This window comes from Phormidium pseudopriestleyi FRX01, assembly GCF_017313335.1.
Lineage (GTDB): Bacteria > Cyanobacteriota > Cyanobacteriia > Cyanobacteriales > Laspinemataceae > Laspinema > Laspinema pseudopriestleyi.
In genome coordinates this window covers 1-14,887 of record NZ_JAFLQW010000126.1, presented here as the reverse complement: position 1 = coordinate 14,887, position 14,887 = coordinate 1, and the positions used below count along the sequence as shown (strand labels likewise).

Below are 14,887 nucleotides of genomic sequence, written 5' to 3'. Positions count from 1 at the left end.
CTACCGGGAGGCGATTTTGGAGGTAAGCTAAAATCGACAACAGCGCGACAGCAATTTCTTTCACTTGGATCGGATGCCAGGTGCGCTGTTGAGCCAAGGATTCTGCCGGTTTGTACTCCTGCACCATACAGAATCCCCGAGGACTCTCAAACGAATCCAAATAGCGGGGGATACCGGGATGATTTAGCCCTTGAAGCACTTGAATTTCGCGCTGATAGGCATCGTAACCCGCCCACCCCGCATCACTGGTACTGGCAAACTGAAACTGTTTAATGGCGACGGAATTGGCCGGGTCGGGAGTGACATCGGGAGTGGCTGTTTCGGTTCCGGTGCGTGTCGCCAGGTAAGTCACGCGACCCCCAGCGCGGTTGTGACCCAATTCTCGGATAACCTGATAGCCGTACTCACCAAAATCTGGAAGATTACTCATCATAATGTTTTCGCAGGGATGCCGGTACAAATATTGTACTGCGATCGCATTGGTGATGGGGTGAGGGGTTGGAGGAGATGGGGAGGGTGGGGGAGACTTACAAGAGTAGGTTTTTTACTTCCGGTCCCCTCCCCTTGGCAAGGGGAGGGGACCGGAGGTTCAGTTAATAGAAAGGCAAATCACAATGAGCGTAAAAAACCCACTCTTGTAAGTCCTCCCCACCTACCCCAAATCCCTCACACTTCTGCCGGTTCGCGGCGGGAAGAAATGACTTTAGCTGGAACGCCTACGGCAATGGAATAGGGGGGAATATTTTTAGTCACGATCGCCCCTGCGCCGATGATGCTGCCTTCGCCGATGGTTACGCCATCCATGACTTTTACCCCGGTTCCTAACCAGCAATTATCTTCGATGGTGATCCCTTCATAACTATTGCCTTGTTGGTTAATATTCTGACCGACGTTTGAAAAAATATGATTGTTAGAGTAAATACTGGAATGGGAGGCGATTAAACAGTCTTTTCCTATTTTGAGTTTGGCCCCGGAGAGACAGGTATAAGGACCAATATAGGTGCGATCGCCGATTTCAATGCCGTTTTGATTGCCATGTGCTTTGATATCAACTCCGCGATCGAAGGAAACGCTATCCCCAATTTTAATTTTATCTTTGGGTCCAACGCTGCGGATTCTCACATCCCGATCCATTGATACTTTATCACCGATTTGCATCCGATAGGCACAGAAGAATTCTACTCCGGTTTTGATGTGAACTCCTTTGCCCAATTTACCGAAAATTGTTTTATAAATCAGTCCCCGTAACCCGGATCCAATGGAGGAAGGCACCCATTGCAGTAAGGCCATTTCTATTTCTTCTAATAAATGAAAAAACCGCCACCCGAGGGCAAATTTTAAAGCTTTTGTGTTTTGAAGGTATAATATATGGTTTTGAATTGTCATTTTTACTGATGTCTCCCTATATTCTTTCTCGGTAACGTGAGCTAGATTTGGAGTTCAGCAGGCAGTTCCCTGCTATCTAATCCCCTCTCTATCCTGAGAGTGAGGTTTGCCTCTTCTTATTTTGTACAACAGAATTGAACCGGGGTGACTCATCCTCTAGAGGTATTTTTCTCGGCTGAGAAAAAATTATCTCTCCCATAGTGTCGATACAGAGACCCCCGGTTCGAGTTAGGACAATAACACGGACTTCTCCACCAAGGAAGTGCCATCATAATAGCCAGGAATCGGGGCATTCATAAGCTTGAGAATGGTCGGGGCTAAATCTACTCCATGACCCTCCCGCAGTTGAGTTCCGGGCCGAATTCCCGGCCCTGTAATGTTTAAAAATCCTCGGTTACGATGACTGCCGGTGCGTCGATAGGGGACGGGACCAATGCGTCCGAATTGACCACAATCAATCACATCGGCGGGTTTGTCGTTCCAAATGACGATTAAATCAGCTTCGGGACGGGTGCGACGGTTGGGGGGGGTGTGAATTACTTTTTTCACCACCGGGCCTCCTGTGCGCGCATTGGTCCACCCATAGAGTTGAGCGGTTATCTCCTGGCACAAACTGTCATACTCTTCAGGTGAGACGATGCCACTGGGTTCGCGACCCGCTAGGTTAATGCGGATGTATCCTTCGGAATAGCTGGGAATGGCAAAGGCTTTCATTTGCGGCCATAAGGGACTATACCAAGTAGCGGGTTGCCAGAACAGGGGATTACCTTGCTGGCGCAACTGTTCTGGTGACCCTAATGGCGCTTCTCCAAAGGTTCCTAGGAGGCGATCGAGCATGGGGTGGCACTGACTGGGGAGTTGCTGCCGGAGGAATTGTTTCAATGGGTTGGGGCTATACTTGCGTTCCCAGATTTCCCCCGTCCAGGTTTTCCGCCTGGGTGCGCTGACGATCGCCTCGGGTATGGTCCCGGGTTTGCCGGGTGCGATCGCCACTTTCCCGGGAAAACTGAATCGGTATAAAAACTCGGGCAGAAACAGCATACTGGGAACATCGGTGGTATTATTTCCGCTACCATGTGCGGAAAAGACCACCAGATAAGCGTCTTCTGGCACTTCAGCTAACAGGTTACCTAGAGCGCGATCGACGGCTTCAAAGACTGCCAGCATCGGGTCTTCTGATGCTGTATTCAGCTTGTGTTCATAAAGTGGGTGGTCCGGTTGACTGAGATACCACAAGTCATGTCCGGCAGAATGGGTCTCACTAAATACGGTTAACAACAGATCCCACCGTTCCTGTTTGAGTAAATCTCGCACAATCGCCCCTCGGCGATCGATCCCTTGATGCAGGGTTTTTTGCAAGCGAGACAGATATGCTTTGTCCCACCAATCCCCGTGATCGCGATGGAGGGCTGGATGTTTCCCATAGTCCCGGTTGAGCTGATCGAGTAATTCCGGGGGGTGAGAGAGACTAGCGCTTTGCGGGGAATGAGCACCCCAGGCTAAAACTTGCTCGCCATTGACGCGATCGCACAAGCGAGATTGCGGTACATCAAATACAGCAACGCGATACTCTTCTCCCAAGGCATAAAAGGGCGGATACTCCTGAAAATTATACGCGCCTATTTCAGAAACGTTGTAGCTGCCTTCATGAAATTTTACAGGGGACCAATATCCCGTTTTATTGGGTAAGCATCCGGTTAAAAAGGTGGTCCAAGGGGTTTCGGCTTTGTAATATTCTAAGTTGGTCAGACGACCATAAGCCCCTCGGTCTTTCAACTGTTTGAGATGGCCTAAATATCCCTGGTTCATCCAGGTTTCTAATAATTCGGGGTCCGCTGCATCAAGACCGATCGCAATAACTGGATTTTTCATAATTATTTTTCCTGCTTTCTTGATTGACTAGAATGTGCTATCGCAATCCTAAATAATTGTGCCCTCTGGTACTCCCCTCGCCCTTCCTGGGAGAGGGGTTGGGGGTGAGGGACAAGGATTGCTATCTCTCAGATTCTCTTAATCTGAATTAACTCATTTATGAGCCAATTGACTTTGTAAATAGTAAAAAGGACTCAAAAAACTACTGATAAAAAACTCTAACTCACAGGCTGCAACGGAGTCAGTCTTGACTAAGCCGCGATACTGAATCAGATGGCGCAAAATTCGGCGGAAATTGCCGAGAAAAATGCGGGCGATCGCAATGAATTTCTCTCTCGGGCTGGCATTGAGTAGGCGCAGGTGGCAAATGCACAGTCCACAGCCTCGAATTAAGGAAATTAATGATGCCTGTTCCAATCGCTGTTGGGAAATTTGATGATAGCTATGCAGGGTCGGACAGTACCAAATTTCCCACCCCCCTTGGTGCAAATAAAGTAAGGTTTCAAAATCTTCCCCAGCTAAGGTGGAACCATTGACCCGCCCGATTAATTGTAAGCGGCGAGGAACATTGTCACACCAAGCTTGTTTGCGAACCACTAAACCCGCCCCAGGGGGTAAACTTAAGTTTTGAGGTTGATATAAATGAGGTCTTGACCCTCGTTCTCGAATGGCTAAAAAGGATTGAATTCTGTGAAAATTTTCTGGGGGAGGACTTTCAAAACTGCCATGAATTTGTCCACCAAACGCACCAGCTTTGGGATAAGATTGAGCAAAGCTGTAGGCTTCAGCGACCCAATCTGGGGCGGGTAAATTATCATCATCTAAAAATCCCACCCAGGTTCCTTGGGCTTCATCAATCGCCCGCTGTCGGGCAAATGCGAGTCCTTGTTGGGGTTCAAAATGATAGTGTAAGGGATAGGCTGTGGGCCAATCGGTTTGGTATTGGCGAATCACTTCAGCGGTGTTATCCTGACTGTTGTTATCGATGACGACAATTTCCCAGGTGAATTCTTCCGTGCGAATTTGCGATCGTAAGCAGTCCAGGAGTTGCGGTAATCGAGTTGCCCCATTATAGGTCGGGATGGCTATGGTAAACGTTATTGCATTCATGTGATGTCATGCAGAGTTCAATAAAAAATTAGAGGGCTACCGGGCTTTCCAGGGAAGTTTCGGATAACAATCCAGCTAGACTTGAGAGAGGGGCTGGGGATAGTTCGGACGGAATTGAAATTTCCAGTTTTAGTAATTTTGGAACCCAATTTGTGGTCATGTTCAATTCAAAAGAGAGGGGTTTAGGACGTTCTATTTCATATCCCTGAACGTAATTGACTCCGATTCGTTGAGTTTGCTCCAAAATACCCAAATTTTCCACATGAGATGCAATGGTTTTTATCCCGAGAGTTTGCCCCAGTTGATGGAAAGCTTTCACCTTGTTTAAACTATCGAGATTTTCATCAATTGATTGAATTAAATTCCCTTCTAATTTAAGGTAATTAACAGACAGTTTTTGGAGGTAATCACCGGAAGATTGAACCGCCCCTACTCCATCTAGGGATAACTGACAGCCAATGGACTGCAAGCGGTCAATCAGTTCTTGAAGACGCGGTAAATGGCTAATTGCCACGGTTTCAGGAATGCAAAAACATAACAGTTCAGGGGGGATTTTATAAAAGGCTAATTCCTGAACTAGAAAATCAATTAAATAGCGATCGCACAGACTGGATTCGGACAGATTTATTTCATACAGACCCTCGGGGAACGGGTCCCCGGCTTCAGCAATTTGACTACAAAGTTTTCGGATCGTCCATCGGTCAATTGTCCGCATCAGATTATACCGTTTTGCTACGGGCATAAACTGATTGGGTAGTAACAGTTCGCCATCGGGATCTTCCAATCGCAATAAAATCTCTGTATGCGGGCGATCGCCTGCCTTAGCATTGAGGGGATACACCCCTTGAGAATGAAGGCGAAACCGTTGTTCTTCAAAAGCTTCCGTCAACTCTTCTAGGGAGGTTTGATTGGGAATCTCTGAAGGGCGATCGCTACTGGTTTCGGCTGACTTAAACCCTTGGTGTTTCAGCAAAAACAGCGGACTCATTAAGGTACTGGTCAAAAACTCTCGTTCACAAGTGGCTGCCGTATCATCTTTAATGGCAATTCCATGTCGAATCCCATGTAACACCAAGCGGCGCAAATCATTGGCTAAATACGCCGGAAATGCTAAAGGTCTTTGCCAACTATTTAAAGTCATCATCCGCAGGCGATGACGACTCAATCCCACACAACGCACCAGCAGTTTCAAATATTCCGGTTCTAACCGCTTGTTGGGAATTTTATGGTAAACGACCATTGCGGGATTATACCAAATCTCCCACCCGGCTTTTTGAATATGCAATAAAACTTCTAAATCTTCACTAGCTAATCCTGCTTCTTTCCCGGTGTGATTTAAAACTAACCGATTGGGAACCGATTCTAACCAGACTTTTTTCCGAACCACTAATCCCGCCCCAGGGGGTAATATTTTATGCTTCGGGTCATACAGGCGCGGGCTATTTCCTCGTTCTACAATCGCTAAAAAACAAGCAATTCTCTTGAAATTTGTAGGCAGTTTGTCTTCGGCGTTCTTTTCATAAAACAGCCCGTGAATTTGGCTGCCAAATGCCCCGACTTCTGGATGAATTTTTCCAAATTGATATGCAGCAGCTACCCAGTCAGGTTCGGGCAAGTTGTCATCATCCAAAAACCCGATTAACTCCCCCTGGGCTTTTTCTACCGCCCGCTGTCTGGCAAAAGCTGCCCCCTGTTCCGGGGCAAAACAATATCGTAAGGGATAGGCAGAGGGCCAGGTTTCCTGATATTTTCTGACTAAGGCGGCGGTGCGATCGCTGCTATTGTTATCGACGACAATGATTTCCCAAGAAAACTCTTCGGTTCCCACTTGCGATCGCAGGCGATCGAGAACATCACTTAAACGGGTTTCACCATTATAGGTGGGAATTGCTACTGTTAAATCAACGGTATTCATAAGTTACTGGGGTATAAATTAAAATTAAATTGAATTAGGAATCGCCCTGGTATTTTGCCTTTAGCTGATTAAAATGATTAGATTCGAGTATTGATTCAGTCTTTCAATGAAAAAAGGTGTTATATTTAAACACAGATAGATCCGTCGATTGAGCCGAGTCAACCTCATGTCTTGTTGTCACTAAACCCTTATGGCTGCAAGGCGATCGCCCATTAAAATCTGCCTTTTGGACAAGGGGTAAAATTTGCCAATATAAGTATCAGAACACCCCGGTTTCGGGGTCATGACAATGGCTTAAATGTCTCACCTAGTAATCTGCCCTGTCCTTCTAGGTATATTATTTGCACGGAGATTCTGAATTGTCTCTCTATCTGATGGTAGAATCTTTTACATGATTTATAGGCCAAGATTCAAGCCTTATATAAAGTTTCAATAAACTTGATGGGAGAGTTCTTGAAAGTAATATGAAGCAATGGCAGTAAAATCCCTGAATCGTTCCGGGTTGGAGCGATTTTAGGTTTATCCTGGACTATTTGGGGCCCGTAGGATTACGGAGAATATTTATACTTATTCCTAAAGATATACCCCTTTAGAAGTAAATTTCCGATGGTCGAAGTCCTTTTATTTTTCTAGGGCTTCAAAAATAGTGGCTAAAATAGTATTAGAAAATAAAAATCCTTCGGGATCCGAGAGTCGGATGGCACCGGATGAGGGCAGATTGGGGCCAAAATATCGCCCTTCCGAAAGGGAATGAACGTTAACCCAACCTTGGCGATAATAGGGGAGGAGACACTGCCAAAGCTGTTGGAGGCGATCGCCCCCAAACTGCTGAGTGAAACGAGCAATATCAATCCCATCCGCTAACCGCAATCCCAACATCAATGTTTCTAACAACACCTCATCCTCAGACGTTTCTGGGATAGGGAAGACCCCCCCATTACCTTGCCACTCTTGTACCCAAGCATAATACTCCCGCCTGGTACGCGGACGAGTGAACCGCTGGCCCCCCACATAACTCGCCGCCCCCATGCCAAATCCATAGCAAGGACGATTTTCCCAATACACCCGATTATGCCGACACTGATAGCCCGATCGCGCATAATTCGAGACTTCATAATGTTCATACCCCGCTGCCGTGAGGGTCTCCACGGCAACCCGATACATTTGGGCGCTAATCTCATCCGTGGGTAACGGAGAAACCCCCGGTTGATAAGTCCGAGAAAAAGCAGTCCCGGGTTCTACAATCAAGTCATAACTAGAAATATGCGCCGGATTGAGGGCGACTGCCTGATTCAGGGAGTCTTGCCACTGTTCTAAGGTTTGCTGAGGCAATCCTGAAATCAAATCGAGACTAAAGTTCTCGATTCCCACCTCGCCAATCACTTCAACGGCAGTAAAAATATCGCTCGTCCGGTGCGATCGCCCACATTGGGCCAACAATTCATCCTGAAACGCCTGGACTCCCATACTCACCCGATTAATTCCAGTATGGCAATATCCCGCCAGGTGGTCCCGGTCAAAGGTCCCCGGATCCATCTCAATCGAAATTTCTGCATCAGCAGCAATTCCAAACCGGCGATCGAGAGTTGCCAAAATTCGACTTAACTGGGATACAGATAACAGGGACGGCGTACCCCCTCCAAAAAACACCGTGGACAGGGGCGGACCCCAAACTGGACTGCTGTCAATTTCAGCAATCAGCCAATTCACATACTCTACAATCGTTCCCGAGTCCTCGCCCTGCTTGCGATCGCCCACCACAGACACCGGAAAATCGCAATAAAAACAGCGACGACGACAAAACGGAATATGCAGATAAGCAGACCGGGGAATCTCCGGGATCGTTGATTCAGTCGATGGTGTAGCCACTATAGATGCCTTAAATTCTGGGTGGAACTGCATATCCCTCTGTGGACTGACTTAAGATGGAGAGAGTCCAAACTGTAGAAGACCAGAAAACTTAATAGTATAATCAAGATGTCTTTCTACAATCAACTCGATACAGCAGTCTTCAAAAAATGTCGGGAAAACATCCCTGAAAATGGGTTACCGGCATGGACAACCTTGAGTTGAAACCTTACTCTTTTGAGTTGATCAATCATGCTTAATGCAATCATCATTCTCTCATTCATTCTAGCAGCGGCGGGGATCGGTTTTTACAGCATAGAACTGCTTCCCTCCTCGGCGATCGCCCAGGTTACCAATCTCGATGGGTTGCGATCGGTCACCACCGGGTTTGCCGCCTTGGTGGGCTGTGCAGTCGGTCTAGCGGTGCAAACCACCTACCGACGGATGGAAAAGCAAGTTCGGCAAATGCCCATTGATATGCTGATTACTCGGGCGATCGGTCTAGTCATGGGACTCCTGGTTGCCAACTTAATGCTGGCCCCCGTGTTCTTGCTTCCGATTCCCCGGGAATTTGGGTTCATCAAACCCCTCGCCGCCATCCTCGGTAGCTTGATGTTTGCCTTTTTGGGCGTCACCCTCGCCGATGCTCACGGTCGCGCATTCCTGCGCCTGATTAATCCCAGCAGTCTCGAATCCATGTTAGTTGCTGAAGGGACCTTGAAATCGGCGGCGACAAAAGTTCTTGACACTAGCTGCATTATCGATGGTCGGGTGGAGACCCTCCTCGCCACCGGGTTTTTAGAAGGACAAATCTTGGTTCCCCAGTTCGTATTACAGGAATTGCAAATGGTCGCCGATGCCTCCAACGACCAAAAACGGGTCCGGGGTCGTCGGGGACTCGATGTCCTCAACCGGATTAAGGAAAGCTATGCCGAACGCATTGTCATCCATCCGGCGGACTATGAGGACCTGCAAACCGTGGATGCTAAATTGGTCCGGTTGGCCCAAGAAATTAATGCCACCCTGCTCACCAATGACTACAATTTGTCCAAAGTCGCCACGGTGCAAAAGGTGTTAGTTCTGAATATTAACGACTTGACCCAGGCCGTTCGTCCGGTGTATCTCCCTGGAGACAGTCTCGACCTGAAAATTCTCAAAGAAGGCAAGGAAGAGGCCCAGGGCGTTGGATATTTAGACGATGGCACAATGGTGGTTGTCGAAGAAGGCCGCAAACATATCGGTGACCAGTTGCGAGTGGTCGTGACTTCTTCTTTACAAACGGCTGCGGGTCGGATGATTTTTGCCCGTCCTCAAGCCTCAGTTGCTGCCTGATGTTTGATTATGGCTGAGGGTAACAATTTAAACCGGCGATCAATCGGGCTGTCCCTGTTCTCTATCTCCTGAGATAGAGAACAGGGACAGCTTTGATAGCTGTAGGGTGGCGTTCGAGGTCTCAACCTACAGGCAGAACCCCAAAATCTATCCCACTCAGAGTTTGATTAGCCCCCACAGTTATTTCATACCCGAACTCTGCAAAGGTAGAAGCAAAACCCGGTGGAACAATTGGGAGAACACTATAGGTTTCCGGCAAGACGTTAGTAAAACTAAACTCCCCAAATTCATTGGTGAAGGCGATCGGTTCATCGGCATCGAAAATTCGATTTTCATTCAAGTCCAGATAAACCGGGACATTTACCAGCCCAAATTCAGTGACGAGTAAGTTAGGTTCTGTCGTCGTCGCGGCTGTCGTCGTTCCGCTAAAGTAAGCCAGTAACTCATCCGCTTCCGTAAACACTTGAGCCTGGTCATCGATCGCCTGCAAAGTCGCGAGGGAGGCATTGGGCCCGACACCAAAGGCTCGCAGATTCACCTCAGATTGTTTCAATCCTTCAGCGCGATCTAAGAAATCAAAACTGTCATCTCCTCCATCCGTCATTAAAATAATGGTGCCGTTACCGGGGGACGTTCCCGAGTTCCCGAAAACCAAGTCAGCCGCCAATAACGCGGAGTCAAAATCAGTTCCGGATCCGAGATTGTAGGACTCAAAGCTCAGGGTTCGGAGAATTTCTTCGACATCAGAAATGCCATTTCCATTTCGGTCAGTACGGGCAGTTATGGTCGGTAGAAAATCCCTTAGTAATCGATCCATATTCAGGATTGTACTCGTGTCACCAAACGGCACGACGGCTAGATTCACTGAGTCTCCCAGACCCAGGTCAATGATCGATTGATTCAACTGAATCAAACTAGCCAGTTGTACATCAAGGATCGTGTTAGCCCGACCATCTCCATTCACGTCCCCAACCTGAGCACCTTCAAAAATATTGAGGCTACTTTCGGAAACATCAACTGCTAACACTACATCAATCAGATTCCCGACACCAACTATCAAACCCGGATCACGGACTCCGTTACCATTCGCATCATTCCAGACGGAACCTGATAGGGTCGAACCCTCTCTTAATAAACCCCCAAAATCTAAACCTTCAACTTGTTCTCCGAGTCCTATCTCAACTAAATAACTCGCATTTTCTGGAAAGGTGGAGATTTTACCGGGAGTGATTAACTCCCGGACAACATAAGTTCCTCCGGGTAAACCACTAAAGCGATAATCTCCATCTCCATTAGTCACCGTAATGGGTTCACCCGGGTCTGAAACCCCATTATTATTGAGGTCGAGATAGATTGGTACCCCGCGTAAACCCGGTTCAAATCCCGAACCCTCATTTCCGGGATTCAGATTGGTAAATACATTTAACAATTCATCGGTGCTGGTGAAAATTTGGGCTCCAGGATCAATAGCCGCCAAATTTTCTAAACTAGCCCCCGCACCCACACCGAATGCTTGTAAGTTTACCCCCTGGTTGCGTAAGTTAAAAATTTCCTGATTAAACGGCAATCCATTATGCACCCCATCGGATAAGAAAATAATGTTCGCATCTTCCGGTGTCGTATTTAACCACTCTAATGTTTGGCCAGATTCCCGTAATGCCGCTTGATAATTGGTCCAGAATCCCACTCCAAAAGCGTTAACATCCAGACCCCCTAAAATCTCTTCAATATCGCGAATTCCATTTTCATTTTCATCGGCAGAGGGGTTCGTGGTGAGTTGTCCCCCGGCAATAAATGGATTCATATTAACCGGGGTTGCATCAGTACCAAATACCACAATACCGACATTAGCGGTCTCACCAAATCCTAAGTTAATTAACTCTTGATTCAGAGCGGTAAATCCAGCAATCTGGGCATCCATAATCCGATCAGAGAAGCCATTGTTATTGCGATCGCCCACAGGACTGCCTCGGAATCGGCCATTGACACTTCCCGAAACGTCAATCACAAAAATTACATCCGGCTCATCTCCTTGAACAAATTCCCCATCTCGAATGCCATTCTCATTCAGGTCATTCCAGGCCGTTCCACTAATTTCACCAGATAAGCTTTGATTTCGGCCACCAATCGCAATATATATCTGAATTTGCTCATTAGTAACCTGGGTGATGCTTTCAACCTTATAAAAGTCGATAATCTGCTGACTAAACCGAGAGCGATACTCCTCAATATTAACTAAGGCTGAGGTGTTCAATCCACTTTGAATGCCAACATTAATTAAGTGTTCAAACGTTTGACGATAGGTGACTTGCGTCATTGATTGCACACCATAGAAGCTGGTGAGTTCCTCAGCATAAGTGCTGCGATAATATTCAACATCGACAAACTCAGAGGTATTTAACCCCTGCTCAATGCCGACGGTCGTAATATACTCGAACGTCTGACCCATACTGATTTCTTGAATGGTGCGTGCGTCATAAAAGGTAATCAGTTCTCGGGCATAGGTATTCCGAAAATACTGAATATCGATGGTTGAAGACAGGCTAAACCCCTGCTCAAGACCACTCCCCAAGGCGAAGCTATAAATATCCGCGACCCCCACTTGCTCGATGGAGTTGACGCCATAAAACTGGGTAATTTCAGCCGCATAAGCGCGCCGGTAGAAGTCTAAATCAACAAATTCTGAAGTCTGGAGTCCTTGCTGTAATCCGACAGCATTCAAATGGCTGTAAATTTGGGTCGCACTTACTTCAGTAATGGATTGGGCACCATAAAAGCTGGTGATTTCTGCGGCGTAAGTGTTGCGATAATATTCAAAATCAACGAATGCCGAGGTGTTCAGTCCGTTGGCTATCCCCTCGGTGGTGATGTAGGTGTAGGTTTGGGTAAAGCTAACTTGCTCAATGGATTGGACCGAATAAAAACTGACCAGTTCAGATGCATACCGATTGCGAACATACCCTAAGTCAATTAAAGGATTCGGACTCAATCCTTGCTCTAATCCTTGGCTGCTGAAATGACTAAAGGTTTGGGTAAAGCTAACTTGCTCAATGGATTGGACCGAATAAAAACTTGTAATCTCAGCGGCGTAAGTTTGCCGATAAAACTTTAAGTCGATAAACTCTGATGGATTGAATCCCTGTTGCAAACCGACACTACTCAAATAGTTGTAGGTTTGGGTAAAGCTAATGGACTCTACAGATTCCACCCCGTAGAAACCAGCCATTTGAGAACCGTAGGTACTGCGATAATAGTCCAAATCGACCAAGGGAGAAGGATTAAATCCTTGCTCTAATCCAATGGTGGTGAGATAATTGTAAGTCTGGTTAAAGCTGACTTCATTAATGGACTGAACCCCATAAAAGCTAGTCAGTTCAGTTGAATAATTACTGCGATAGCTGGTTAACTCAATCAGCGGCGATGGGTTGAGTCCCTGTTGGAGTCCAACCCCGGTAAAGTAGTCAAAGGTCTGAGTAAACGAGATTTCGGTAACTTGAACGGTTTGATAAAAACTCGTTAATTGGGTAGAGTAGTTGTTGCGGATATACTCTACATCAACAAAGGGAGAAGGGTTCAGTCCTTGGGGTAAGCCAATTTCTTGTAAGTGATTGAAGGTTTGAGCGAAGCTCACTTCTTCGAGACTGGTGGTGCGATAAAACTGGGTTAATTGAGTGGCATAGGTGCTGCGATAGTAATCGAGACTGACGAATTGAGAGAACTCTCGGTTTTCTTGGATTCCGAGTTGAGCAAAATGAGCAAATGCACTTCTATATTGTCCTTGTTCTACGGCAGCAGCAATATCCGCATTGCGATCGAGATAAACCCTCGGGTTAAACAAGGCCATCGGCCAGCGCCCTTCCTGTTCCCCAAATTTCAGGAAGTGATCAAACGTGCTACTAAACTGATTTTGCTGAACTGCGGTGACCACATCAGGATAGCGCGTTTCATAAAAACTATCACTAAATAAGAAAGTCGATGCCCGCCTTTCAATCGCACCTACTTCTATAAAATGTTGGACCAGACTGCGAAATTCTCCTTGTTCAACTGCTGCAACTACATCGGGATTTTGTTGAGCATAGTATTGGGGATCAAATAAATAACTTGGAGCGCGTTCTTCTGATGCCCCTAAAATTTGATAGTGTTGAAAGGCGCTACTAAATCCACCCTGGTTGACAGCTTCTACAACATCGGGATTTTGAGCGAGGTAATACGATTCGTCAAAAATTTCTGCGAGTGAAATGGTCATTTTGAACACCCTGAACACCCTGAATACACTGAATTCAATGAATTATATCATGTAAAATGCTTTTTTTAGGCTAGAAAAAGAAAATTATAGATTAAATTTAATTATAAATACAATTAACTTCGATATTATTCGTTTATTAAAGCGAGAAATTAAACTTAAAACAGTGTGAAATTATGATATAATTTCGCACTGTTTTTGAGATAAAAGACTGGATTTTGTGTTAAAATTGCAGGAAATGGGCGGATGAATTTTATAGCGGTTCTCACCGTTATATAGCGTTTCTCATATCCATAAGGTACAGCCCTCACCCCAAACCCCCGCCGAAGGGTCGAAGGGGGCTTTGAAAAGTACGCGAATGAGTCCGGGAACCGTTATAAAGACTTTACTCTTCACAGAAGCCTAGGCAGGCTTAGTCCCTGTAGGCGCACCGTTGACGGGTTTATAGGCTATTTTATTTTTTGGAGTTCCCTGAATGAAATTTTGCCCATCACTGCGATTAGGAATTCAACAAGACCCAATGTTGAAATAGGTTTAAACTTTCTTCTTTCAAAACATCTCCGACTAATTTCACCTGACTGCCAAATGGTTTCAATTCTTGACAGGAAAGGTTGAGTTGAGTAAATCCGATCGCACAGGCATCTGCTATCCGAGCCCCGAACACAATTTTATCGAGTTTAGCCCAATAAGCAGCGGTAAAACACATCGGACAAGGTTCGCAAGTGCTATAAATCACACAACCGGATAGGTCCAGGGTATTTAATTTCTTCGAGGCATCCCGAATGGCATGGACTTCGGCATGGGCTGTGGCATCGACGCTACTGTTACAGATGTTATGCACACAGCTAACTACTTCACCGCCTTTGACGATACAAGCGCCGAATGGGGATTCCCCTTGGTTGACTCCTTCCATTGCTTTGGCGATCGCCAGCCTGATAAAGTCTTCATCACTTTTGATTTGACTTTCCATATTAATCTCTTCCTTCTTCTATTCAAGTTTTTTGAATAACTATTATTATAACGCCAAAGGATAGAATTATCCTGTGCGTGCGTTTCGTTTAACCTAAATGGGTAGCAATACTCAGGGACGGTTAGCAGGCTTCCTAAGCCTGACAACTGATTACACAAGTAGGTGCAAAACCTACCCCTCAGATGCTGAGGCGAAAGCATAACCCCTAGTG

Annotated in this window: 9 protein-coding genes; 1 reads left to right on the top strand and 8 read right to left on the bottom strand. The window is 46.3% G+C overall.

Going from position 1 to position 14,887, the window contains the following annotated elements; genetic code table 11:
* The 6 genes from J0895_RS04850 to hemW form a co-directional block, all read right to left on the bottom strand.
* Nucleotides 1–433, bottom strand: a 433-nt coding sequence (locus tag J0895_RS04850; protein ID WP_422894311.1) for a protein kinase domain-containing protein, incomplete at its 3' end; no start/stop codon positions are given.
* Nucleotides 434–666: 233 nt separating this feature from the next.
* Nucleotides 667–1,386, bottom strand: coding sequence for an acyltransferase (locus tag J0895_RS26250; RefSeq protein WP_277989782.1), 720 nt, complete (start codon nt 1,384–1,386; stop codon nt 667–669).
* A gap of 228 nt (nt 1,387–1,614) precedes the next feature.
* On the bottom strand, nt 1,615–3,258 hold the full coding sequence (locus tag J0895_RS04840) for an alkaline phosphatase family protein (RefSeq protein ID WP_207086990.1): 1,644 nt from the start codon (nt 3,256–3,258) through the stop codon (nt 1,615–1,617).
* A 153-nt stretch (nt 3,259–3,411) separates the two neighbouring features.
* Nucleotides 3,412–4,368 carry a hormogonium polysaccharide biosynthesis glycosyltransferase HpsE gene (gene hpsE, locus J0895_RS04835; protein WP_207086989.1) on the bottom strand — a complete coding sequence of 319 codons (957 nt, stop codon included), beginning with the start codon at nt 4,366–4,368 and terminating at the stop codon, nt 3,412–3,414.
* Between the two features lie 28 nt (nt 4,369–4,396).
* A complete protein-coding gene (hpsE, locus tag J0895_RS04830) occupies nt 4,397–6,283 on the bottom strand; it encodes a hormogonium polysaccharide biosynthesis glycosyltransferase HpsE (RefSeq protein ID WP_207086988.1) in 1,887 nt (628 codons plus the stop codon).
* A 621-nt stretch (nt 6,284–6,904) separates the two neighbouring features.
* A complete protein-coding gene (gene hemW, locus J0895_RS04825; protein ID WP_207086987.1) occupies nt 6,905–8,185 on the bottom strand; it encodes a radical SAM family heme chaperone HemW in 1,281 nt (426 codons plus the stop codon).
* A gap of 198 nt (nt 8,186–8,383) precedes the next feature.
* Between hemW and J0895_RS04820 the strand changes: the two genes are divergently transcribed.
* Complete coding sequence (locus J0895_RS04820) at nt 8,384–9,463, top strand: PIN/TRAM domain-containing protein (RefSeq protein WP_207086986.1); 1,080 nt, start codon at nt 8,384–8,386, stop codon at nt 9,461–9,463.
* Nucleotides 9,464–9,584: 121 nt separating this feature from the next.
* Here the strand turns inward: J0895_RS04820 and J0895_RS04815 are convergent, their stop codons facing one another.
* Together J0895_RS04815 and J0895_RS04810 are read right to left on the bottom strand one after the other, a co-directional pair.
* Entirely contained in the window at nt 9,585–13,709 is a 4,125-nt protein-coding gene (locus tag J0895_RS04815; RefSeq protein WP_207086985.1) for a hypothetical protein, read from the bottom strand.
* Between the two features lie 496 nt (nt 13,710–14,205).
* The gene (locus J0895_RS04810) at nt 14,206–14,676 is read right to left on the bottom strand and encodes a nucleoside deaminase (RefSeq protein ID WP_207086984.1); all 471 of its coding nucleotides are present in this window, start codon (nt 14,674–14,676) and stop codon (nt 14,206–14,208) included.
* Nucleotides 14,677–14,887: the final 211 nt, after the last annotated feature.